This window comes from Bradyrhizobium sp. Ken51 (assembly GCF_055807435.1).
This window is the reverse complement of record NZ_JBVVPB010000001.1, coordinates 755,319-778,586: the sequence shown is the minus strand read 5'-3', so window position 1 is coordinate 778,586 and position 23,268 is coordinate 755,319. Positions and strand designations below refer to the sequence as shown.

The window sequence follows — 23,268 nt, the reverse complement described above, 5'->3', positions numbered from 1 at the left end:
CACCAAGATGTTGGGACACAACGCCGACCCGGCGGTGCGGGCGACCTGGCTGCACGACATGTTCCTGCCGCAGGACGCTTTCGACTGGGCGCTGAACGCCGTCATGGTCCGCAGCGGCGGCAAGACCATCCTCATCGACGCCGGACTGGGCTCGGACCCGAACCTGAACTTGCCGCGCGCCGGGCAGCTGATCAGGCGACTGGCGGCCGCCGGCATCGATCTTTCGACGGTAACGGATCTGGTGCTGACCCATCTGCACATGGACCATATTGGCGGGCTGCTGGTCGACGGCGTGAAGGCGCAGCTGCGCAAGGACCTGCGGATCCACGTCGCGGCCGCCGAGGTCAAATTTTGGGAAAAGCCTGATTTCTCCCGCACCGCCATGCCCGAAGGGTTTCCGGACGCGCTGCGATCGACTGCCAAGCAGTTCCTGAAGGAGTACGGCCCTCAGCTGCGGCTGTTCGATGACGAGCACGAGATTGCGCCTGGCGTCATCGCCCGTCGCACCGGCGGTCACACCCCCGGACACAGCGTGGTTCGCATGGCGTCCGGCGATGACGCGCTGACATTCGCCGGCGACGCCGTGTTTGCCGTCGGGTTCGAGCAACCCGACTGGTTTAACGGTTTCGAGCACGACCCCGAGGAGGCCGCGCGCGTTCGCATCCATCTGTTGCGACAGCTTGCCGAGACCGGCGAGATGCTGGTGGCCACTCATCTGCCATTCCCGTCTGTCGGCCGGGTCGCGGTGGACGGGGACGCGTTTCGTTGGGTGCCGGTCTTCTGGGACTACTGAGCGCTTGTTGAGTCAAATCCGAACCAGGGGCGGGTGCTGATAACGCGTGGCGCCCGCCCCCGACAAACTTGGAGCTTACCACCGTGAAACACGAGACCGTGCGCGCATCGTCGTTCGCGATGCCGCTGAGCAGTCCGGCCTTTCCCGCCGGTCCTTACCGCTTCGGCAACCGCGAATATTTTATCATCCAATACCGCACCGATCCCGACGCGCTACGCAGCGTGGTGCCGGAACCGCTAGAGGTCACCGAACCGGTGGTGAACTACGAGTTCATCCGCATGCCGGATTCCACCGGCTTCGGCGACTACACCGAGAGCGGCCAAGTCATTCCCGTATCCTACAACGGCCAGCTGGGTAGCTTCACCCATCAGATGTTCCTGAACGACCATCCGCCGATTGCGGGCGGGCGCGAACTGTGGGGATTTCCCAAGAAATTGGCGCAACCGAAGCTGGAGGTCGAAATCGACACGCTGGTTGGCACCTTGAACTATGGCTCGGTCCGCATTGCGACCGGCACCATGGGCTACAAGCACCGCTCGCTCGATATCGCAGCGGAAGCCCGGAAGCTCGCAGCTCCCAATTTCCTGCTCAAGATTATTCCGCATGTCGATGGTTCACCCCGCATCTGCGAGCTGGTGCGCTTCCACCTCGAGGACATCACCGTGAAGGGCGCTTGGACCGGGCCCGCCGCCCTGGATCTGTACTCGCATGCCCTGGCACCCGTCGCCGAGTTGCCGGTGCTGCAGGTCCTGTCGGCCAAGCACCTCATCGCGGACCTAACTCTCGGGCTCGGCGCCGTGGTGCATGACTATCTTGCTCCAGCCAGGCAACTCCCCGACGCGGTCTCCGACGTCTTGGTCGAAGCAAGTGCTGACTGACCGAGATCAAGCCCTACATCCGGAGCTCCAGAAATGCTGAACGCGATAGGCGAGAAAATCGATCCGGCGCCACAACAGGCCATGCCGTTGCCATACGATGTGGTGGCCCTGGTGCTACAGGGTGGCGGCGCGCTTGGTGCGTATCAGGCCGGCGTTTACGAAGGCCTGCACGAAGCCGGAATACGGCCGAACTGGCTGGCCGGCATTTCGATAGGCGCGCTGAACGCCGCGATTATCGCTGGCTCGCCTGTGGCCGAGCGGGTCGAACGGCTACGCAAGTTCTGGGAGAGCATCTGCGCGGCGGCGGTGGAATGGCCGGTTGGCGAAGGGCTTGCCAATGCGATGCCGTTCGCCTTCGATCTCCGCTCAGCGCACAATGCCCTGGCGGCGGTCAGGGCCGTATTTCGGGGGCAACCCGGCTTTTTCAAGCCGCGCTTCCCGCCACCGTTCTTGTCGCCCTTCTCGGGCAGCGCGGCCACGAGCTATTACGATACCTCACCATTGCAGCAGACCTTGGAGCGGCTTGTCGATTTTGATCGGCTGAACGCGGGGGAGGTACGCGTCAGCGTCGGCGCGGTCAACGTCCGTACGGGCAACCTGACCTATTTCGACACGGCTGAACGCCGGCTCGGACCGAAGCACTTCATGGCATCCGGCGCTCTGCCGCCCGGCTTCCCTGCGGTCGAGGTCGACGGCGAGCACTATTGGGATGGCGGCGTCGTCTCGAACACGCCCCTGTCCCGCGTGCTGTCTATCGAGCCGCGCGACACGCTGACCTTCCAGGTCGATCTTTGGTCGGCGCGGGGCCGTGTGCCGAATGACATGATGGAGGTGTCCAGCCGCCAGAAGGACATTCAGTATTCCAGCCGCACACGCGCGATGACCGACCAGGCGCTGCGAATGCAGAAGATGCGCCAGGCCTTGCAGCGAGTACTCGAAATGTTGCCGGATGGCGCGAAGCAGAATCCTGAAATTCGCGCCATTGCGGACATGGCTCGCCATCGCTCCTGCAACATCATCCATCTGATCTACCAGTCCAAGACCTACGAGCGCCATTCAAAGGATTACGAATTTGGATTGAATGCGATGCGGGCGCACTGGCAGAGCGGGCTGGAGGATATCCGCCGCACATTGGCCGATCCGCGGCGGCTCGATCCGCCTGCTCCCGAGCTCGGCATTGTCACCCACGACATCCACCGCCATTGCTGACTCGCGGCAATCTAACTCCCAGAGCATCGAAAGGAAGTCCCATGTTGAAGGGCAGGGTGGTCATCGTCACCGGATCGACCAGCGGTATTGGACTCGGTATTGCCAGGGAGCTGGCCAAGCTTCGGGCTGACATCGTGTTGAACGGCTTTGGCGATGCCAGCGAAATCGAGGCAATCCGCGGCGCAATCGAACGCGAGCATGGTGTGCGCGCCGTCTACGATGGTGCCGATATGTCGAAGGAGGAGGCCGTGCGCGGATTGATCGCAGCGACGGTCGAGAAATTCGGCCGGCTCGACATCCTCGTCAATAATGCCGGCATTCAGTTCACTGCGCTGGTCGAAGAATTCCCGGCTGCCAAGTGGAACGCGATCCTAGCGGTCAATCTGTCGGCCGCGTTCCATGGCATTGCGGCGGCGGTCCCCCAGATGAAGAAGCAGTGCTGGGGGCGGATCATCAACATTGCCTCCGCTCACGGCCTTGTCGCTTCGACCCACAAAGCCGCTTACGTGGCGGCCAAGCACGGTCTGGTCGGCTTGACAAAAGTGGTCGGCCTGGAGACTGCCGGGACCGGGGTCACATGCAATGCGGTCTGCCCGGGCTGGGTGCGAACACCCTTGGTCGACAAGCAGATCGCCGACATCGCCGCGCAAAGAGGCATCAGCCGGACGGAAGCCGCCAGGACGCTCCTGGCCGAGAAGCAGCCGTCACTCGAGTTTGTTTCTCCCGCTCAGCTCGGCGGCACGGTCGCCTTTCTGTGTTCGTCCGCGGCTGACCAGATCACCGGAACAGCGATCTCGGTTGATGGCGGCTGGACCGCGCAGTAGCGACCAGTAGTGGAGCAACCGCAAATGTCGCTACTCGCGAGAAGCCTTTTCTTCCAGGGATCGTCAGCTTCACCGGACGTCGCCGAGCTGTCCCGCCTGGAAGCGAGGCTGCCACCGCTGCTCAGCATCATCGCGGGGATGGTAGACTTTACCGGTTTCTCCACTTTGGGGCATGTCTTCACTGCGCACGTGACCGGAAACATTGTGCTTGCCGCGGCCGTGATGCTTGACGGCAGCTCATTTCACTGGGCGCAGTTGTTGGTTGTTCCGGTCTTCGTGGTGGCGCTGGCCTCTGTGTCGCTGATCGCCAAAGCGTCGCGCCAGCATGGTCCAAGTTTGGCGCGCCTGTTGCTTCTGGCTCATTTTCTACTGCTCGCCGCGCTGGTGATCTTTAGTGTCGTCACAAAGCCCTCTGCGGATCCGCTCGGGTTGTCGGCTGGTGCCGCCGCGATGATCGCGGTGTCAGCCATGGCATGCCAATATGCGCTGTTTCGTCTTGCGCTGCCGAGCGCAATTTCGACGGCGGTGATGACTGGCAATTTGGCCAGTGCGGTCTTGTCAGCGATGGACGTCCTCTCACCACATCATGCTCTGTTGCCGCGCCACTCCACGCCACTGAATCGCTCGTTTGCTCGTCTGCTCGGATTCCTCGCGGGATGTGTCATTGCCGCTGCAGCAGTCCCGTTGGCAGGGGATTGGGCTTGGTCCCTTCCGGCAGGATTGGCCGTCGTTGCTATCGCGCTGTCATCATCACGCTGACGGCAGGCACGATCACGACGAAATCTAGTTTCAATCAACCGCGCGCCCATCGGCGGTCGCGCCAGTAGGAGACGGAACATGCAGGGTGAGAAAGTAATCATCGTGACCGGCGGCAGTTCCGGCATTGGACGCGCGGCGGCGCTGCGTTTTGCCCAGCAAGGCGACAAGGTGCTCGTGACCGGCCGTCGTGCGGGCCCTCTCGAGCAAGCGATTGGCGAGCATCCGAACATCGTAGGCGTCGTAGCGGATGCGGCCTCGGCCGAAGATGCCAGCCGGACGGTCGCTAAAGCAGTTGATCTCTGGGGCCGGGTAGATGTTTTGATCAACAACGCCGGTGCTGGCGCGATCCTTCCGCTGGCCGATACGACAGCCGATCGGATCATGAACATCTTCTCTGTCAATGTGGTCGGTCCTAGCTTGCTTTCTTCTGCCGCGCTTCCGTATCTGAAGGCGACGCGGGGTACCGTCATCAACGTGTCGAGCACCTTTGGTCACAAGCCGGCGGCGGGATTGTCCCATTACGCAGCTAGTAAGGCGGCATTGGAGCACCTGACCCGTTGTTGGGCGCTGGAGCTTGCGCCGTTCGGCGTACGCGTGAATGCCGTGGCCGCAGGGCCCACGGAGTCTGGTGCTCTGACCGGCATGATGGGGTTAACCCCAGACCAGGCGGCTGCAGTCAAGGAACAGGAGCGCGCGCGCATACCGCTCGGGCGGCGCGGCGTTCCGGAGGAAGTCGCAGAATGGATCGTGCGGCTTGCCGGTCCCGCCGCGGATTGGACGACAGGCCAGGTCATCGCGGTCGACGGTGGCCTCGGACTGACATAACCGCCGAATCCACTTAGCATTTCAGGCTTTCAATGACCGCGCCTGCTCGCATTGCGTCGCCGATCCAGATCGCAAACAACCACAATATGGACGCCGATCTGAGGCGCAGGATCAATGGCTTCGAACAACAGCTGCAGTGCGGCGCAGCCGAGAACGCCCGCCTGCAAAGCGAGCTTGCGATTGCGTTGGAACGGCAATCGGTAACCGCAGAGATCCTCAACGTTATTGCCAGTTCTCCTACCGATGTGCAGCCGGTGTTCGACGTCATCTCCGAAAGCGCGCGGCGGTTGCTTGCTGGCCAATCTGCGCTCGTAACTCGCGTCGCCGATGACATGCTTCATCTGGCAGCTTGTACGGCAGGAAGCGCGGCTGGTGATGAAGGGATCCGAATCTCGTTTCCTGCCCCCCTGACGTCGTCAGGGATTCATAGCCGGGTCGCACTGACGTCGACGATCGCATTCCGCTCCGATATCGAAACCGAACCCGGCGTCTCTCAGGCGATCAAAGACATGGCGCGCGCCAGGGGATATCGAAGCATCGTGGTCGTGCCCATGCTCCGAAAGGGCAAAGCGATTGGCACAATCGGTGTTTCGCGGGCCGAACCTGGGCCATTCGCGGATAGCCAGATCAATCTTCTCAAGACGTTCGCCGATCAGGCCGTGATCGTGATCGAGAACGCCCGGCTGTTCGAAGAAGTCCAGGCGCGCACGAAGGAGCTCGCCAAATCGCTCGACGATCTTCGCGCCGCTCAGAATCGCCTGGTGCAGACCGAAAAACTCATCTCTCTCGGCCAGCTCACTGCCGGCATCGCGCATGAGATCAAGAACCCGCTAAACTTCGTTAACAACTTCGCCGCACTTTCAGACGAGTTAATTGACGAGCTAAACGAGGTTCTCGCTCCGGTCGCACTCCCAACCGACGTCCGCGGGGAAGTCGACGAGCTGAGCGGGCTTTTAAAGGACAATTTGCAAAAGATTGTACAGCACGGCAAGCGCGCCGATTCCATCGTCAAGAACATGCTCCTGCATTCGCGCGGAGGCGGTGGCGAACACCGGCCGGTCGACGTAAATGCGCTGGTAGAGGAGAGCCTCAATCTCGCCTACCACGGCGCACGCTCCGAGAATTCGCAGTTCAACGTCACCCTCAAGCGTGAACTAGATCCAGACGCCGGCGTGATCGAAGTATTTCCACAAGAGATCACGCGGGTATTGCTGAACTTGCTATCCAACGGCTTCTACGCAGTGGCCATGCGCAGCAGCGAAGCTGGCTCCGGATTTGAGCCCACGCTCAGCGTCTGCACGCGCAATCGTTGCGAATGCGTCGAAGTCCGTATCCGCGACAATGGCGTCGGCATCCCGCCCGAGGTGAAGGAAAAAATGTTCGACCCGTTCTTCACGACCAAACCGCCAGGCGAAGGCACAGGCCTCGGGCTTTCCATGAGCCACGACATCATCGTGAAACAGCATGGTGGCAGGATCGATGTGGAGACCGAGTCCGGCGAGTTTACGGAACTCACCATCCTGCTGCCGCGCAAGATTAGTCTTTCTCAAAATACCAGAGGCTCGCTATGACTGTTGAACATGCTGCGCGCCAAACGCCCCCTCACTGCTGTGAGCATGACAGCCGCTTGCAGAGATACCGAGACGTGCAAGACCGCTCTGGCGGAGGGCCAGTGAACCAGTCGGATCGACTTCGGTCAGCTTCGCACGAACATAGCGGCGCGACTGGGACGGACGGCATGAGTGCCACCGTCCTCGTGGTCGATGACGAGCCCGATCTTGAAAAGCTCGTCACGCGGAAATTTCGCCGGCAGATTCGCGAGCGGCTAATAAGCTTTGTGTTCGCGCGTGATGGTCTTGAAGCGCTCCAAACAATCGAGCAGCATCCTCATGTCGATCTCGTTGTATTGGATATCAACATGCCACGCATGGATGGACTTTCGCTGCTGGCGAAGCTGCAGGAGCGAGAGGACAAGAAGTCGGCCATCATCGTCTCGGCCTACGGAGATATGGACAATATACGCACAGCGATGAATCGCGGGGCGTTTGACTTCCTGACCAAGCCGATCGATTTCGCCGACCTGGAAGCGACGATTCAGAAGACCATTCGCCACATCGAGATCTTGCGCGAAGCGCGCCGCCGGCAATCGGAAGCCGAGCGCGCTCACGCCTCTCTCTCTCGCTATTTTTCGCCGGAGCTTGCCAAACGTCTTGCGGCAGGAGATGACAGTGACGATATGCGGGTGCGCTGGCGCGACATCGCCGTGATCTTCACCGATATCACCGGCTTTACATCGCTCGTCGAGGCGGCCGATCCGGATGTGCTGGCGGAACTGCTCAATGAATATGTTGGCGGCCTGACCGATGTTGTCTTCGTCCATGAAGGAACGGTGGCCAAGGTGATCGGTGATGCGATTCAGGTGTTGTTCAATGCGCCTGGTGACCAGGCCGATTACGCGAAGCGTGCGATTGCCTGTGCGCAGGCGGTCGACCAATGGGCGGAGGCGTTTCGCGAGCGGTGGAATCAAAAAGGCGTGGACTTCGGGGTTACGCGGATCGGCGTGCATGCCGGTCCCGCGCTGGTCGGCAATTTCGGTGGTGACCGCTTCTTCGATTACACGGCCTACGGCGACACGATCAACACCGCTGCCCGGCTGGAAGCCGCGAACAAGACGCTGGGCACCCGGATCTGTGTTAGCGACGCCGTCGCCAGCGGGACCGACGAATTCAGGGGGCGACCGATTGGCGATCTCATCCTTCGAGGACGACGCGAGCCGTTGCGCACTCACGAGCCCTTATCGGCTGCGGAATTCAATGCCCCGACGACAACGCAGTATGCGACCGCCTTTAACAGGCTCGAATCGGATGACGCTACAGCCTTGCCGGCTTTCGCAGCCCTGGTCAGCACGCACGCCGATGATCCGCTCGCCAGCTATCATCTGAGGCGGCTGCTCAACGGTGCCAAGGGCGTTTGCATACATGTAGGGTGATGAGCAACGACCGACGATAGTGGTGCCGAACGTGTGCGGCCATTCGAATTCTCGCGAATTCGGCGGCGTTCTGCCCGATATTGCGGTTCGTGGCGTTGAGATCGATTGCCCGACAGTTCCTATTCGCGCCGGAGTGGAAGTGCGGCCAGGTGACATAGGTCGCAACGGATCGTCATCCGGGGCCAAACATCTGTACCTCCAATGAGTACGACGGCCGGCCCCGACATGGGGAAAGGCCGGCCGTCGCGATGAGCCGAGCGGTTTGGGGGGCAAACGCCGCTCGTATCCCCTCGCGTCAGGGCGGTTGCTAGAGATGGTCGGTCGAACCCGTATCGTGAGTTCGACTTGAACGGTTTTTGCGCGATACGCCGGTTCGGCCGGGTATCGGCCGACCTCAGGATACCCTTGGTGTTACCGTTTTCCAGGGCGCACTCCTTTTGACTTCGTTGCCATAGAGTAAGGCCGCGATTGCGTGGCGCAAAACTGATCTTTGGCCGCGCCACAGCGATTAAAATCCTTGAAGAGCAGTCGGGCTCAACGTGAGCGCCCTCGCCAATCGCTCGGTGTCTCTCCGGTCAATTTTCGGAACGCAGCCGCAAACGCTGTTTGCGAGCTATAGCCAAGTTCCGCGGCGACTTGCGCCACTGAGTTGTTGGGGTCACGTAGCATGATCATTGCTTGTTCGAGCCGATACCGACGCAGCCAATTGTGCGGTGAAAGCCCTGTACTCTCCTTGAACATACGACAGAAATGAAAACGCGAAAGGCCGGAATCGGAGGCTAGGGCTGCGAGCGAAACGTCTGCGCCGCTGTCCGACCGCAGCCGCTCGATGGCCCGACGCAATACTGCCGGTGAGAGGCCACCAACTGCAGGATGATGGGTTGGAGGCTGGCCAGTGTGGGCTGAGAGCATGCGCGTTGCAAAGAGATCGCTCAATTGTTGCCTGAATAAATTGTCGAGTGCCTCGTTGCCCTCCACGGTATCGGCCGCGCTCACGAGCAGTCGTGACGTCACAGGATCGGGATATGTTGTTCGCTCGACAAGATCGTGCGGCGCGATGATGTTCGCTTCTAGGGCAACGCGCGCGAGTGTTGCTTGTGGAAGATAGAGCTGAACGATATCCATCGGACGGTAGATGTCCCAGCGGGACATCGAGCCAGCCGGGATGATGGTGACGGTACCGTCGCGTGCCGTTCCAGTGACAATCGAGTTTCCGTTGCGCCGCTCTAGCCGTTGCACCGTACCAACATACGTCATGATGACGTGGTCAGTCATTGGCTCGACCACCTCGTGGAACGCGTCATGACTCCACTGTGCGATGGCGCCGCCGGACAAGTCTGACGTGATGTGCACTGGCGTCGTCTTCAAAACCCGTGACATTTCATTGACCGGACGGCGAAGACCGGTGACCGGCGCGTTGCCACCTGTTCGGGATATATTAGGCAGCTCGACTGAAAAGCCTTGCGTAACATCACGGATGCGCGGTTTGCTCATGGACGCCGCCCCGCGACAACGCGCCCGCTCGGGAGAGTTCGCCTAGGCGCATGGTGCCCGGCCATAGCAGAGGGGGATGCGCGTGACCGGTCTAGCTGCCAGCGTCCATGAAGACGTTTGTGCTGGACGACTTCGAGTATCTCGACCAAGGGCCAGCGCAAAGCGCCGACGAAGTGCCAGTTTCTTCGTCGACCAATGACATCGTTGCAAGCGAAACAGCGCATGACAGTCTCTCCTCGCGTCGTAGGCACCCTCTGCGGCATGTTCGAGCCGGCAGGCGCTGTGCGTGACGCGGGAAGACTGGGGAAGTCTTCGCAGGTCCGATACTGTCTATCGGGATAGCTTGCACCCTGCTGGTGGTCAGGTTGACCTTGATCTGGAGGAAGCAAGGCGCATCTTTGTAGGCATTACTCTTGAGGAATGACCAGCCAAAGGAGCTATTGGAGCGATACCATCTCGCATCCGTAGTTGCGCCAGAGCAATTGCTTCGCCTGAAGGGCGATTGCGGTCAACCGACCCGCTGCCGCGTGCGGCGGCTTCCATAATTCTTTGCGGTTGCCTATCATGGATTTCCATGAGATGCCGCCAGGTCCGGCCATGATAGGTTTCCATTGAAGTCCCCGAGTTGGGACGGATGCCAGGCTGAGGGGGCGATGTGAGGCATCGGACCATCTCACGTCGGGAATCGGAGATAATGATCACAGCATCCTATCTTTATCGCTTCGGCCTTGCATTGGCGGGCTGCGGCGCCGGGCTCGTCTTGGCGCCACTGATTAACTCGCCGATCGGTCCTACTGCTGCGATTGCCATGGTGCTGGCGGCCCTTGGGATCGTGATGGCAGCCGTGGCTCAAATAGCTGATCGCAAGCGCGCGAAAAGGGTGAACAGCAAAGCTGAACAGGCTCTGCGAATCATCGAAAGCATGCCGGCGCTCGCGTGGTTTGCGAATGTGGAGGGCAAGTTTCTCTATACCAACCGAAGCCCCCGGGTATTCACGGGATTGCCGAAGGAGGATCTCGTTACGACGAAAGATGATGAGTTCGGCTTTCGAAACGTCGTTCATCCGAATGACCTAGATCGCGTTCGTGAAACCTGGCGTCGCAGCCTGCGAACGGGCCAGGAGTATAGCTGCGAGCATCGCATGTGGCATGCAAGCGGCGGATATCGCTGGTGCCGGAGCTTCGGCTTGCCAGCGCGAGATGGCGATGGCCGAACCGTCGGCTGGTACGGCACGACCATCGACATCGACGAACTGAAAACAGCTGAAGCTGCTCTGCGCGAGCACGAACGTTCGTTGCAGCAATTGATCGACACGGTCCCCGTGCTGATCTGGTGCTTGTCACCAGAGGGTAATCCCATCTACTTCAACAAGCAGCTGGTCGAATATACCGGCGTGCCTGTTGCGCAATTGAAATCAATCGATGCGGTGGTTGAGGCGATCATCCATCCTGATGACGCGAACGCCGTCCGCGAGGCGGTTCAATGCGGGATCGAGACCGGCGAGCCCTTTGGATTGAGGCATCGGCTTCGTCAGTCAGACGGTGCATATCGCTGGGTGGACGCACGGGCCAAGCCGATGTGCAATTCCGACGGCGATATCGTGCAATGGTACGGCGTATGTCTCGATGTCGACGCTCAGATGCACGCCGAAGACGCGCTGCGGCTGAGCGAGCGGAAACTTCAGCAACTGACCGATACGGTTCCCGCCCTGGTCTGGAGCACGGAGCCGGATGGCACGCCGACCTACGTTAGTAAGCGGTTCACAGAGGCCACAGGCGCCACGCTCGAGGACATCACCTCGGCCGATGGCAGGCCGTCGCTAAGCGTCGTCCATCCGGAGGATCGGTCTGAGGCGATTGCAGCTTTCAAGCGGTCATGCGAGACGGGCGCGCCCTATTTTCAGCGATACCGTCAAATTCGCGGCGGTGGCATCTATCGTTGGACCGAAACCCGCGCAGAACCATTGCACGACGATGCCGGCAACATCATCCAGTGGTACGGCGTCAGTGTCGATATTCATGACATGATGTGTGCCCAGCAGGCGATGCAGCATAGTGAGCGGCAGCTTCAGCTGCTCGTCGACACGGTTCCGACACAGATCTGGTGCGTGACGCCGACCGGCGAGCCGTCGTACATAAACAAAACCATGATGGACTACATCGGTATGAAGTTGGAAGACTTCGATGCCAAAGGTGGTCTGCGCAGTGCGATCAAGGACCTCGTCCATCCGGATGATCGAGAGGCTCTGTACGATGCGTTAAGCCATTCCTTCCGCACTGGCGAAACGTTCGCCTTGAGATTTCGCAACCGCCGGGGAGATGGCGTGTATCGTTGGCAGGAGGGACGCGCGGAGCCGCTTCGCAATCAGAGCGGAGAGATTATTCAATGGTACGGCGCGAACGTCGACATCGACGATCAGTTGGCGACTGAAGAGGCGCTTCGTAGCAGTACGCGGCAACTGCAGCAGATGATCGACGCCGTGCCCATCAACATCCTGAGCTTCGATCCCTCGGGCAAGCTCACCTCTGCCAGCAAGCGCTATCTGGAGCACGTCGGCATGCCGCCAGCGCATGTCGAGGATTTCGAGGGGCTGGCCCAGCACTTGGCTCATCCTGACGATCTTCCGGTCATGCTGCCAAGGGGACTCCATGGATTTGCGACCGGAACGCCTTTCGTCAATCGGTTTCGCCGACGCGACAAGGATGGCACCTATCCTTGGATAGAGGCACGCGCGCAGCCGTTGCGCGATGCTGACGGTGCGATCATGCAATGGTACATGGTTTCAATCGACATCGGAGACGAGGTTCGCGCGCATGAGGCGTTGCGAAAACGAGAACGGGAGCTGACGCAGCTTGTCGATGCCTTGCCAGTTCACATCTGGAGCTGGACGCCCGCCGGCGAGTTGGCCTACGTCAACAAACGATCTCTGGAGGATCTCGGCCTCTCCAGCGCGACCTTCAAAGATACCACCACGGTGGCGCAAGAGCTGGTTCATCCCGAAGATGCCCCAGAGGTGCTGCGGACATCACTCAGCTGTCTCAGAACTGGCGACCCCTTCATGATGCGGTATCGCCGGCGTTGGAAAGACGGCAGTTACCGCTGGATGGAGGGGCGCTGTGAGCCTCTACGCGATCGAGATGGAACGATCGCGCACTGGTATCAAGTGTCCATCGACATCGACGATCAGGTTCGCACGGATGAAGCCTTGCGGGAGAGCGAACGGTCGCTCCGCCAGCTTGTCGAAACGCTCCCGGCCATGATCGATTGTGCAGCGCCCAATGGCGAGCCCATTTATCGCAGCCAGCAGTTGCGCCACTTCCTCGGCTACGAGCTTGAAGCATTGGATGGTACGGGAACGAGTCGGCTGAACGGGACACTCGATGCGAGTGTGCATCCCAGCGACCTCGCGGGTGTCAAAGAGAGATATGCGCAGTGCCTGGCGACTGGTGAGCCATATGCGCGCCGGCACCGGCTGCGGCGTTTCGACGGTGAGTATCGCTGGGTCGAGACGCGCGCCGAGGCTATGCGAAATGCCGAAGGCGCCATTGTGCAGTGGAATGTGATGTGTCTGGACATCGATGGCGAGGTTCGGGCGCAAGAGGCGCTACGTCTCTCGCAAGAGCGGCTGGCGCGCGCAAGCCAGGCGGCGAGTCTGGCCGAGCTTTCGGCTTCGATCGCGCATGAAGTGAACCAGCCGTTGGCTGCGGTTGTTGCCAATTCCCATGCCTGCCAACGCTGGCTGGCGACGGAGCCGCCAAACATTGATCGCGCCCACCGAACAGTGGAACGGATCATCCGCGATGCCAACGCGGCTGCCGACGTTGTTAGCCGTGTTCGCGCGTTGTTCAAGCAATCGCCGGATTCACGCATCTCAATGGCGCTTGGCAGCCTCATCAATGAGGCGCAAGAGCTCATGGCGGAAGAAGCATTGCGGCGTTCTGTCCGCATGGAGTTCGACGTCGAAAGAGGCCTGCCTTCCGTCGAAGTCGACCGCGTTCAGCTTCAGCAGGTTCTGATCAATCTCATTCGTAACGGTATGGAAGCGATGGACGCTCTTGTGAACGGAAAGGTTCTTCGCCTGTGCGTACGCCGTGTTGCTGGCGCGATCCGGACAGAGGTCAGTGATCGTGGCCGCGGCTTCGAGCATCCGGACAGGATGTTCGAACCGTTCTTTACGACTAAGGAGCATGGGATGGGCATGGGACTAGCGATCTGCCGCTCGATCATCGAGTCTCACGGCGGAAAATTATGGGCGGAGACGAGTGAACCGGCCGGTGCGACGTTCATCTTCACGTTGCCGATCGAAGCGAAAGATGCTGCATGACGAACGACGATTTTATCGTCTTCATTGTCGATGACGATGTCCGCATTCGCGAAGCGCTTGGCGAGCTGCTGGCGTCGCATGGCATTGCGGCGCACGCCTTCGCGTCCGCGGGAGAATACGTTAAGGCAGACAAACCAAAGCGGCCAGCGTGCTTGATCCTAGATGTCGAACTGCCTGATATCAACGGCCTCGATCTACAGAATCAGATCGCGGACGGAGATCATCCGCCGATCGTCTTCATTACAGGGCATGGCGACATTCCTTCCACAGTTCGCGCCATCAAGCATGGCGCCGTGGATTTTCTCACGAAGCCGTTTAGCGATGCAGCTCTCATGCAGGCGATCCGCACCGCAGTGGCGCAAGACAGGATAACGCGAGCGGAGCGCGCGGATCTTGATGTTCTTCGGCAACGATATCTCGATCTGACGCCGCGTGAGCGTGAGGTGTTGCCGCTTGTCATCAGTGGACTCCTCAACAAGCAAGCCGCGTCCGAACTCGGGATCAGCGAAGTTACGCTCCAGATCCACCGTAGGAATGTGATGCAAAAGATGGCGGCCGTATCGCTGGCTGATCTGGTGCGGATTGCAGAGAAGTTGCAGATCCCGGTGACTCATTCGCGCCGAACTGGGGAAGACGAAAAGTGACTGGAAAACCTGTCATCGCAGTGGTCGACGACGATCCGAGAGTTCTTGAGTCCTTGGAGAACCTATTCGAGTCGGTTGGCTATACCGTGGCGACATTTTCATCTGCCCAGTCACTGCTGACGTGCGATCTGTCAAATATCAACTGCCTTATCACCGATATAGGCATGCCGGGCATGGACGGCTTCGAGCTTCTCGACATCGTGAAGAAAACGCGGCCGAAGCTGCCGGTGTTTCTTTTGACCGGCCGTCACGAAATCGGCGATCAGCACCGCGTGACAGGTAAGGACATCAGCGGCTTCTTCAAAAAGCCGTTCGGGCAGGATCTGGTCGCCGCCGTAGAGTATACGCTGGGCGACACCAATCTGGAGGGCGATAATGATCAATGATCGGATTTCGTTGCGAAAGCCAGCTTCGGCAACCAAACGGCCGCGAAGCGAATCCAGTCAACCGCTCGTGATCGTCGTCGATGACGATGCGGCAGTGCGAGAGGCCGTGCAGGAGTTGATGGAGTCGGCGAGCATCGAATGCGTCAGCTTTGCATCGACGCGCGAATTGCTCGACACAGATGTTCTGGACAGGCCGGGATGCCTGATTCTCGACGTCCGCATGCCTGGATCGAGCGGCCTCGACCTGCAGCTTCATCTTGCTGCAAGTGGCAATCCCAAGCCGATCGTGTTTCTGACCGGATATGGCGATGTTCCGATGAGCGTGCAGGCCATGAAGGCAGGGGCAATCGACTTCCTTACAAAACCAGTTCGAGACCAGGCGCTGCTCGACGCAGTGGCCGCCGGAATCAAGCGAGACCTTGCGCAGCGGGCTGAAGCGGAGGTCATGAGGTCGAACGTCGACCGACTGGAGACTTTAACGCCTCGCGAGCGCCAGGTGTTCCATGAAGTAGCGCACGGTCGGGTCAACAAACAGATCGCTTTCGATCTTGGTATCAGCGAAGTGACGGTTAAGCTTCATCGCGGCAACGTTATGCGCAAGATGCAAGCATCTTCGATCGGAGAGCTGGTCCGAATCTGGGAGGCGCTCCCTATTCAGATGCGCGCGGCATGTGCGGCTTGGAAAGCGACGACGTCTAACTAGCGCGCACCATTGTTTCCGCGCAATGATCGGCTTTGCGGGACTGAAGCGATGCATCAAAGCACGGCGCCAGCGCGGGCGACTGCCGAGTAGTCAAGCCCGATCCGTACACGGGAGTTTCTGTATCTGGCGTTTGATCAAGTGTCGATGTTTTAAAAATCCGCGGGAATTGCAAATGAATGATGTCGTTTTGCTCGTTGATAATGAACGGCGCAGTCTATCAGCCCATGAATTGCGCTCGGCCGTTTTGCGCGAGTTGCATGCCCGTCCATTCACGCCGATCTCTGTTTCCAGCCGTATCCTACACTTCGCTTTCGATACGTCGGAGGGACGTGCACAGACGGATCGCGTGAACCTTGCAGAGCTCTGCAGCAAATATGGGGTCGCGGTACCGTCGTTGGAGGAAAGGTACCATCGGGTGCAACTCGGCACCAAGGCTCTGCGATGGGAGCAGCATTCCGAGTTCACGACTTATACCTGGGAAATTCCATCAGACGTCGACGTCGAGCCATTCAGCCCAGGAGCTACGTCGCTCGCAGCTGTAATGGGGCTTGTTCCCCAGCCAGGCCCTCTGTTAGTTGCTCTCGATTTGCATCTGCTCCCCGAACAGCAAGATCGGCCAGCACCGCAGCTTCTGTTTGATCGCGCAAGTCTGGCAATGGCAGAGAACTCGGATGGGAAGGCCGTTTATGCCACCGATTTCCAGCCAGATTCCTGCGGATTTGTTCGCATTCTCGTTGTCGATCGAGGACTAGATCGAGAGCGCGCGGGAGCACTCGTTCAGCGCGTCATTGAGGTTGAGACCTATCGCACATTCGCCCTTCTTGGCTTGCCCGAAGCTCATCGGCTCGCACCCACCGTAGGTCTTATCGAAAAGCGGTTAGCCGAAGTAATGGACGAAATGCGCAGGGCGAACGACATTGCCAGCAACAGGCAGTTGTTGAATGAGCTAACGGAGATGGCGGCGGAGGTCGAGGCAGGCGCAGCCGCAAGCGGTTTTCGCTTTGGAGCCAGTCGTGCTTATGAAGAGATAGTTGCGCAGCGGCTGCAGACGATTGGTGAGAGAAAGCTGAGTGGCTTTCCGACCTGGTCATCCTTCCTGGCGCGCCGAATGGCTCCTGCTATGCGCACTTGCATCACCCTCGATGCGCGGCAAGGCAATCTCTCGGTCAAACTTTCGCGCGCTGCAGACCTCCTGCGAACGCGTGTCGATGTTGAGCTCGAGCAACAGAACCAGGAGCTCCTGCAATCAATGAATGCCCGGACTCGCCTGCAATTGCGTCTGCAGACAACAGTCGAGGGCTTATCCGTCGCGGCCATAACTTATTACGTCGTGGGGCTATTTGCTTATTTTGTCAAAGCTGCTCATGACAGTGGACGGGTAGCGATTGAGCCGAACTACTTGATTGCGGGGTTTGTTCCGGTTGCCGCAATAATGATTTGGTCAATCGTTCGTAGAATCCGCCGAAAGCACGTCAACGACGAGCGATGATAACTCAAGAAGCACCTCCGACCATGCAGCAGCAGAAGTTATTATACTGTGAGATTGCTGCGCGTGCGGTTCGACTCCCCGCCGATGGTGTGTGGTCGGTTGCGCGAGACAATGACGCGGCCACCTATCAACGTTAGCGTCCCAAGCGGAGGGCTCTTCAGAAGCAGCCGCGCTTGAGTGAGGCTGTATGAGCTGGCTATCCGACGTTCAACATTCATCCCGGCCGTTGTCTGATCGTGATCTGTGAGGGCCGCGCTCTCCGCCTTCAGCGGCAAGCAGTGTCGGCCAGCCTTCTTCAAGCACTCAAAGCCCCCGGAATGCCCATTGAAGGATCCGCTCGCTGCTGCTAAGAAGGTTTTCAATTAGCCAAGAAGCATTGCATGGAAACGCAGGGAACAGTCCTCATCGTTGCCCGAGGCGGACCGCAATGGTCCGCGGCCGAGGTGATTTTATCGGAAGAGTATGGCTATCGCGTCCTGGTCGTCCGCTCGGCGGAAGAGGCGATGAGCGCGTTGTCGGACGCTCACGTAGATCTCGTTCTGGCAGAACACGGGTCAGGTGGAGAAGGTTTGACATTCCTCGTCGGCTTGCGTGTCAGCCATCCGGACATCGTTCGTGTCCTCGCCCTTGAGGCTAAAACGGAGCTGAGCCAACAAGCCATTTCACCGGCGGCGATCTATCAATTTGTGCGAAAACCGTTGGATGCAAAGCAAATCGGCTTGGTTGTCGAGCGCGGGCTGGAGTCGCGGGAGCTTTCACGCCGCCATCGCATGCTGTCGCGCGAGTTCAAGATTCGAGGCGATACGGTAGGAGTTCATCAACGAAATGGCGCTTCGTTGCATGTCGAGAGCCAGCGTTTCGAAAAATTGGTCTATGTAAGCGAAAAGCTCAGCGAGCTGTGTGATCTTGCGAGGAAGGCGGCCCGAACAGAATTACCTATCCTGATCCAAGGAGAGACCGGCACAGGCAAGGAATTGCTGGCTCGCGCAATTCACTACAATTCGGCCCGCAAGACCAGTCCGTTGATGGTCCAGAATTGCGGCGGCATGTCTGACGAGTTGCTTCATTCGGAATTGTTTGGCCATAAGCGCGGTGCGTTTACGGGCGCCATCTCGGATCGCCTCGGTTTGTTTCGGGCCGGCGACGGCGGAACGGTTTTCCTGGACGAAATATCGGAAGTGTCGCCATCCTTTCAGGTGAGCCTGCTACGGTTTCTTCAAGAGGGCGAAGTCAAACCACTTGGTTCCGACAAAACGCAGACCTGCAACGTTCGCATCATCGCTGCGTCAAATCGGCCGTTGCAGGCGCTCGTTGCCGCGGGAAAATATCGGCAGGACCTCTATTTTCGTCTCAAGGGTTTCGAACTCGAGGTGCCCCCGCTTCGTGAACGCCCTGTCGATATTCCGGCCCTTGCGGAATTTTTCGCAGCCAAACATGCCGATGCAATCGGACGCAAAATTCTTGGTATTTCCGCTGGGACCCTCGAAAAACTGGCCGCGTTCGACTTTCCGGGAAACGTTCGCGAGCTCGAAAATGAAATCCGCAGGATGGTCTCGTTGGCCGAAGATGGCGAGTATTTGACGACAAAGTATATGTCGCCGTCCATTTTCGCGGCGCCATCACGTCCGCGATCGAACACAGCGCTGGCATTTGTGCCGCAGGGAACGACATTGAAGGATAAGGTCGAAAGCCTCGAAAAGCAGGTTCTGAACGAAGCGCTGGGCCGCCATCGGTGGAACCAAAGCCGGGCTGCGAACGAACTTGGTCTGTCGCGCGTTGGCCTAGCCAACAAGATCAAGCGATATGGTCTCGACGAAGCTAAATGAGAGTTTGCGATGCCCGACGACAAGAATGCTATCGGCAGCGATCCCTCAGCGCAGATTGTCCGCTTCCCGCAATCGCGTGTAAACCCGGCGGGAAGCTCCGAACCTTTTAGGGAGCTTGGCACTAGCCGGCTTTCGAAAGCTCTTGGTTTGCCCGAGCGTCAGGCTACCGGCCATTGGTGCAGCCGGTGTCGCGGCATCTGGTATGGATACTTGCTGGAGGTAACTTGCCCCGCATGTGGCAACCGTCACGGATAGTCGCAAGCCGCTGTGCTCTGAGCCTGCCGGTCTGATCGCGGTTCGCTGCGTTCAACGCGCGCAGCACCTAAACGCCAGCATTTTCGTGAACATCCGGTGCGTTGAAGCACGCCAGGCGCGCGGCGAATTCTGAAGAGGCCAAAGGTGTGCGTAGCGAGCCCTCCGCGTTGGTCGCCTGCAAGATGTTCTTCCTGGAGCGTCATTCCCTCGTGAGGGCCGGCTCGTTGACGCGCATAATCGCGTTACATCGATCAGCGAATTTGAAAACTAACTTTGCATAGCCAACTTTCTTTGCAGCCAAGGCGCGTGAAGAAACACCTCGGCGTCTTGGACGACTTCACACTAAGCATCTGTCCTTACAAGGTCTTTTCAGGGGCGCCCAATCCGGCACAGGTCTTGCTGTACTATTGTTCAAGCGCCGTATTGGTTGGCGATAGAACATAGTGGAGGAAATTGATGGCTAATCTTCTTTGGCTCCAAGGCGGCGCATGTTCGGGAAATACGATGTCGTTCCTCAATGCGGAGGAGCCGAGCGCCTGCGACCTGGTCACTGATTTTGGCATCAATGTTCTCTGGCACCCCTCGCTCGGCATGGAGCTCGGTGAGAACCTCAAAAAAATGCTGAATGCGCTTGTATCTGGTGCCATGCCACTGGATATTTTCGTCTTCGAAGGCTCGGTGGTCAACGCACCGAACGGCACAGGCGAATGGAATCGGTTTGCGGGCCGTCCGATGAAGGATTGGGTCGCCGATCTTGCGAAGGTGGCGGGCTATACCGTCGCAATCGGTGACTGCGCGACTTGGGGCGGGATTCCGGCGACGGCACCGAACCCGTCCGAGAGCGAAGGGCTGCAATTCCTGAAGCGCAAGCACGGCGGATTTCTCGGGCCGGCCTATAAATCCAAGGCCGGGCTGCCCGTCATCAATGTCCCCGGCTGCCCCGCGCATCCCGATTGGATAACGCAAATCGTCGTTGCGGTCGCTACGGGACGCGGCGGCGACCTGACGCTAGACGAATTCCAGCGTCCGAAAACGTTTTTTACGAGTTTCACGCAAACGGGCTGTACCCGCAACATGCACTTCGCCTACAAGGTGTCCGCGACCGAATACGGGCAGCGCAAGGGCTGCCTGTTCTATGATCTTGGGTGTCGCGGTCCGATGACACACTCGCCTTGCAATCGCATCCTGTGGAATCGCCAGTCGTCGAAGACGCGGGCCGGCATGCCCTGCATGGGGTGCACGGAGCCGGAATTCCCATTCTTCGATTTGATGCCGGGCACGGTTTTCAAGACGCAAACGATGATGGGTGTTCCAAAGGACATGCCGCTCGGCGTCGACAAGGCCGGGTACATCAAGCTCACGGCAGCAGCCAAGGCGGCGTCTCCCGCCTGGGCCGAGGAAGACATCTTCGTCGTTTGAGCTGCGAGCTCACCCAACAACCGCGCAGACATTTCACCTTGCAAATTCAGGATGCATTCCTATGCCCTCAGCTGTTCAAACTCTTGATATTTCTCCCGTCGGGCGCGTCGAAGGCGACCTTGATGTTCGCGTCAACATCCAAGATGGGGTCGTCGTCGACGCCTGGACCCAGGCGGAGTTGTTCCGCGGCTTCGAGGTGATCCTGCGTGACAAGGACCCCCAGGCAGGCCTTGTGGTCACGCCACGGGCCTGCGGAATTTGCGGTGCTTCGCATCTGACCTGCGCGGCCTGGGCGCTCGATACCGCGTGGCAAACGGAAGTGCCGCGCAATGCGATCCTAGCGCGGAATCTCGGTCAGCTTGTCGAAAGTCTTCAGAGCCTGCCGCGCCATCACTACGGTCTGTTCATGATCGACTACACGCACAAGAACTACTCGAAATCGAAATACTACGAGGAAGCCGTCAAGCGCTGGGCGCCGTTTACCGGAAGCAATTACGAAATCGGCGTCACGATCTCTGGCAAGCCGGTAGAAATCTACGCACTCTTGGGCGGCCAGTGGCCGCACTCGAGCTACATGGTGCCCGGCGGCGTGATGTGCGCACCGACCCTCACCGACGTCACGAGGGCGTGGTCGATCCTGGAATATTTCCGCCGTGACTGGATGGAGAAGATCTGGCTCGGTTGTTCATTGGAGCGCTACGAAGAGATCAAATCCTATGACGACTTCATGGCCTGGCTCGACGAGAAGCCCGAGCACGCAAATTCCGACCTAGGGATGTTCTGGCGGATGAGCGTCGACTGTGGGATGGACAAGTTCGGGAAGGGCCACGAAAAATTCGTCTCGTGGGGCTACTTGCCGCATGAAGACAAATATCAGAAGCCGACGATCGATGGTCGTAACGCGGCTTTGATCATGAAGAGCGGTGTTTATGACGGCAACGCCAACAGCTTCAAGCTGATGGATCAGAAGCACACGCGCGAAGATACGATGCGCTCCTGGTACGATGAGCCGGGTGGGGTGCATCCGTTCGATCGCAAGACGGTGCCTACGCAGAAGAACACCATCAATATGGACGGCCAATATTCCTGGTCGACGGCTGTGCGCCACGACGAATCAGGACGCCTGGAAGCCGGACCGCTGTCTCGTCAGCTCATCGCCGGCGGCACGCATGGCGAAGCCTGGCAGCACTTCGATCCACTGGTACTCGACATGTACAGGAAGTTGGGCGGGGCGAACGTCATGTTGCGGCACTTCGCCCGCATGCATGAAGGCGTTAAGCTTTATCGCCAGGCCGAACGCGCCTTGCGTGAATTTCGGCTCAACGACCCATGGTATATCAAGCCCACCGAACGGGATGGACGCGGCTGGGGAGCTACAGAGGCCATTCGTGGCGCACTCTGCCACTGGATCGAGGTCAAGGATGGCAAGATCAAGAATTACCAGATCATTGCCCCGACGACCTGGAATGTTGGCCCAAGGTCCGCCGACGGCATTCGCGGTCCAATGGAGCAGGCCTTGATAGGCTCTCCGATCAGGGACCCGCACGACCCAGTCGAGGTCGGTCACGTTTGCCGTTCGTACGATTCTTGCCTGGTTTGCACTGTCCACGCACATGACGCAAAGACAGGCGAGGAATTGGCGCGCTTCCGAACGGCCTGAGGTTCGCTCATCGGGCACGCTGTGGGTATCGGGGCGCTGGTGCTTAAATTGCCAGTAGTAACGTCATATGCTGAATTTTTAGAGCGAAAGGCGGTCGCGCATGGCGTCTGACAAAGAGGTTGTGCTCAAGGCGATCGCCGACATGCTCGAGAATGGGCTCAAAACGGAAGTCGAGCCTTTTCCCGAAACCGACAAGGAGTTTGGCGACATTTTGCTCCAGCTTCGCCGGCTCGATCCAAAGGATCTTGAAGGCAAGCTTGTCGTCGGAGGCTTTGTAAACCATCCGTACGGCCCGGATAACCAGCGATGCCTGGAGTGCATGTACTATCTGGTGCATCGAAGATGGTGCGACCTGCCGGAGCTTGCGGTTCCCGTCGAGCCAGAGTGGTGGTGCCGATTGTGGCGAATCTGATGTCTCGACTGACAGCCGCGAGAGCGAACCTCAGGAGACGACGCCGTGTGCGACGAAAAGATCCGGGACGAGATTCGCGCTCTTCTGGCGGGTGGCCTCCAGACAGAGGTGCTTCCACGGGCCGATTCTCATGAAGACGTCCAAGCCATCGTTTCCCGGCTGAAAGGCGCAGGTAACGACCTGAAGACGAAGCTCGTGCTCGGAGGATTTACCCTCGAACCGGTCGAACATGAGGGTCTCGAGCAACTGTGTGAAACGTGCATGTATTACAAGGTCCACCGCCGCTACTGTGAGCTGCCTGAGCTCGATGTGCCCGTTGAGCCCCAATGGTCCTGCCGCCTCTGGCGCATTTAGGTCTCGATGCTGGGCCGGCCAGGGC

At 59.2% G+C, this 23,268-nt stretch carries 19 protein-coding genes; 18 read left to right on the top strand and 1 reads right to left on the bottom strand.

Translation table 11 applies throughout. The annotated features are described in order from the left end of the window. The 8 genes from AC0L27_RS03465 to AC0L27_RS03430 all read left to right on the top strand — a co-directional run. A partial coding sequence (locus tag AC0L27_RS03465; RefSeq protein ID WP_473317946.1) for an MBL fold metallo-hydrolase occupies nucleotides 1-793 on the top strand: 793 nt, incomplete at its 5' end. Nucleotides 794-876: 83 nt separating this feature from the next. After that, complete coding sequence (locus AC0L27_RS03460) at nucleotides 877-1,671, top strand: acetoacetate decarboxylase (RefSeq protein ID WP_473317945.1); 795 nt, start codon at nucleotides 877-879, stop codon at nucleotides 1,669-1,671. Nucleotides 1,672-1,704: 33 nt separating this feature from the next. Then, the gene (locus AC0L27_RS03455; RefSeq protein ID WP_473317944.1) at nucleotides 1,705-2,880 is read left to right on the top strand and encodes a DUF3734 domain-containing protein; all 1,176 of its coding nucleotides are present in this window, start codon (nucleotides 1,705-1,707) and stop codon (nucleotides 2,878-2,880) included. Between the two features lie 41 nt (nucleotides 2,881-2,921). Next, complete coding sequence (locus AC0L27_RS03450; RefSeq protein ID WP_473317943.1) at nucleotides 2,922-3,704, top strand: 3-hydroxybutyrate dehydrogenase; 783 nt, start codon at nucleotides 2,922-2,924, stop codon at nucleotides 3,702-3,704. A 24-nt stretch (nucleotides 3,705-3,728) separates the two neighbouring features. Beyond that, a complete protein-coding gene (locus AC0L27_RS03445; protein ID WP_473317942.1) occupies nucleotides 3,729-4,463 on the top strand; it encodes a YoaK family protein in 735 nt (244 codons plus the stop codon). Between the two features lie 78 nt (nucleotides 4,464-4,541). Then, on the top strand, nucleotides 4,542-5,288 hold the full coding sequence (locus AC0L27_RS03440; protein ID WP_473317941.1) for an SDR family NAD(P)-dependent oxidoreductase: 747 nt from the start codon (nucleotides 4,542-4,544) through the stop codon (nucleotides 5,286-5,288). Between the two features lie 32 nt (nucleotides 5,289-5,320). After that, complete coding sequence (locus tag AC0L27_RS03435; RefSeq protein ID WP_473317940.1) at nucleotides 5,321-6,859, top strand: ATP-binding protein; 1,539 nt, start codon at nucleotides 5,321-5,323, stop codon at nucleotides 6,857-6,859. Nucleotides 6,860-7,026: 167 nt separating this feature from the next. Further along, entirely contained in the window at nucleotides 7,027-8,277 is a 1,251-nt protein-coding gene (locus AC0L27_RS03430; protein WP_473317939.1) for an adenylate/guanylate cyclase domain-containing protein, read from the top strand. Between the two features lie 534 nt (nucleotides 8,278-8,811). On the opposite strand, the gene AC0L27_RS03425 is transcribed toward AC0L27_RS03430, so the two are convergent. Further along, nucleotides 8,812-9,771 carry an AraC family transcriptional regulator gene (locus AC0L27_RS03425; protein ID WP_473317938.1) on the bottom strand — a complete coding sequence of 320 codons (960 nt, stop codon included), beginning with the start codon at nucleotides 9,769-9,771 and terminating at the stop codon, nucleotides 8,812-8,814. Nucleotides 9,772-10,465: 694 nt separating this feature from the next. Between AC0L27_RS03425 and AC0L27_RS03420 the strand changes: the two genes are divergently transcribed. The 10 genes from AC0L27_RS03420 (at nucleotide 10,466) to AC0L27_RS03375 (ending at nucleotide 23,243) form a co-directional block, all read left to right on the top strand. Next, nucleotides 10,466-14,095 (top strand): PAS domain-containing protein, encoded by a 3,630-nt coding sequence (locus tag AC0L27_RS03420; RefSeq protein WP_473317937.1) that lies wholly within the window; start codon nucleotides 10,466-10,468, stop codon nucleotides 14,093-14,095. Further along, nucleotides 14,092-14,739 carry a response regulator transcription factor gene (locus AC0L27_RS03415; RefSeq protein WP_473317936.1) on the top strand — a complete coding sequence of 216 codons (648 nt, stop codon included), beginning with the start codon at nucleotides 14,092-14,094 and terminating at the stop codon, nucleotides 14,737-14,739. Before AC0L27_RS03420 ends, AC0L27_RS03415 begins: the two co-directional genes overlap by 4 nt. Next, nucleotides 14,736-15,125, top strand: a complete 390-nt coding sequence (locus AC0L27_RS03410; RefSeq protein ID WP_473317935.1) for a response regulator transcription factor — start codon at nucleotides 14,736-14,738, stop codon at nucleotides 15,123-15,125. Before AC0L27_RS03415 ends, AC0L27_RS03410 begins: the two co-directional genes overlap by 4 nt. Then, nucleotides 15,115-15,828, top strand: coding sequence for a response regulator transcription factor (locus AC0L27_RS03405; RefSeq protein ID WP_473317934.1), 714 nt, complete (start codon nucleotides 15,115-15,117; stop codon nucleotides 15,826-15,828). Before AC0L27_RS03410 ends, AC0L27_RS03405 begins: the two co-directional genes overlap by 11 nt. A gap of 172 nt (nucleotides 15,829-16,000) precedes the next feature. Further along, a complete protein-coding gene (locus AC0L27_RS03400) occupies nucleotides 16,001-17,317 on the top strand; it encodes a DUF3422 family protein (protein ID WP_473317933.1) in 1,317 nt (438 codons plus the stop codon). 380 nt (nucleotides 17,318-17,697) lie between these two features. Continuing rightward, a complete protein-coding gene (locus tag AC0L27_RS03395; protein WP_473317932.1) occupies nucleotides 17,698-19,143 on the top strand; it encodes a sigma-54 dependent transcriptional regulator in 1,446 nt (481 codons plus the stop codon). 711 nt (nucleotides 19,144-19,854) lie between these two features. Next, a complete protein-coding gene (locus AC0L27_RS03390) occupies nucleotides 19,855-20,817 on the top strand; it encodes an NADH-quinone oxidoreductase subunit B family protein (protein ID WP_085395748.1) in 963 nt (320 codons plus the stop codon). Between the two features lie 61 nt (nucleotides 20,818-20,878). Further along, nucleotides 20,879-22,477, top strand: a complete 1,599-nt coding sequence (locus AC0L27_RS03385; protein WP_085395749.1) for a nickel-dependent hydrogenase large subunit — start codon at nucleotides 20,879-20,881, stop codon at nucleotides 22,475-22,477. 100 nt (nucleotides 22,478-22,577) lie between these two features. Next, entirely contained in the window at nucleotides 22,578-22,889 is a 312-nt protein-coding gene (locus AC0L27_RS03380; RefSeq protein WP_007594380.1) for a hypothetical protein, read from the top strand. Between the two features lie 45 nt (nucleotides 22,890-22,934). Beyond that, nucleotides 22,935-23,243 carry a hypothetical protein gene (locus tag AC0L27_RS03375; RefSeq protein ID WP_085395750.1) on the top strand — a complete coding sequence of 103 codons (309 nt, stop codon included), beginning with the start codon at nucleotides 22,935-22,937 and terminating at the stop codon, nucleotides 23,241-23,243. The last annotated feature ends 25 nt before the right edge of the window (nucleotides 23,244-23,268 follow it).

Excerpts from the sequence above, each read along its gene's own strand:
- AC0L27_RS03455 (WP_473317944.1), top strand. The coding sequence starts at position 1,705 with ATGCTGAACGCGATAGGCGAGAAAATCGATCCGGCGCCACAACAGGCC.
- AC0L27_RS03450 (WP_473317943.1), top strand. The coding sequence starts at position 2,922 with ATGTTGAAGGGCAGGGTGGTCATCGTCACCGGATCGACCAGCGGTATT.
- AC0L27_RS03445 (WP_473317942.1), top strand. The coding sequence starts at position 3,729 with ATGTCGCTACTCGCGAGAAGCCTTTTCTTCCAGGGATCGTCAGCTTCA.
- AC0L27_RS03440 (WP_473317941.1), top strand. The coding sequence starts at position 4,542 with ATGCAGGGTGAGAAAGTAATCATCGTGACCGGCGGCAGTTCCGGCATT.
- AC0L27_RS03435 (WP_473317940.1), top strand. The coding sequence starts at position 5,321 with ATGACCGCGCCTGCTCGCATTGCGTCGCCGATCCAGATCGCAAACAAC.
- AC0L27_RS03430 (WP_473317939.1), top strand. The coding sequence starts at position 7,027 with ATGAGTGCCACCGTCCTCGTGGTCGATGACGAGCCCGATCTTGAAAAG.
- AC0L27_RS03425 (WP_473317938.1), bottom strand. The coding sequence starts at position 9,771 with ATGAGCAAACCGCGCATCCGTGATGTTACGCAAGGCTTTTCAGTCGAG.
- AC0L27_RS03420 (WP_473317937.1), top strand. The coding sequence starts at position 10,466 with ATGATCACAGCATCCTATCTTTATCGCTTCGGCCTTGCATTGGCGGGC.
- AC0L27_RS03415 (WP_473317936.1), top strand. The coding sequence starts at position 14,092 with ATGACGAACGACGATTTTATCGTCTTCATTGTCGATGACGATGTCCGC.
- AC0L27_RS03405 (WP_473317934.1), top strand. The coding sequence starts at position 15,115 with ATGATCAATGATCGGATTTCGTTGCGAAAGCCAGCTTCGGCAACCAAA.
- AC0L27_RS03400 (WP_473317933.1), top strand. The coding sequence starts at position 16,001 with ATGAATGATGTCGTTTTGCTCGTTGATAATGAACGGCGCAGTCTATCA.
- AC0L27_RS03395 (WP_473317932.1), top strand. The coding sequence starts at position 17,698 with ATGGAAACGCAGGGAACAGTCCTCATCGTTGCCCGAGGCGGACCGCAA.
- AC0L27_RS03390 (WP_085395748.1), top strand. The coding sequence starts at position 19,855 with ATGGCTAATCTTCTTTGGCTCCAAGGCGGCGCATGTTCGGGAAATACG.
- AC0L27_RS03385 (WP_085395749.1), top strand. The coding sequence starts at position 20,879 with ATGCCCTCAGCTGTTCAAACTCTTGATATTTCTCCCGTCGGGCGCGTC.
- AC0L27_RS03380 (WP_007594380.1), top strand. The coding sequence starts at position 22,578 with ATGGCGTCTGACAAAGAGGTTGTGCTCAAGGCGATCGCCGACATGCTC.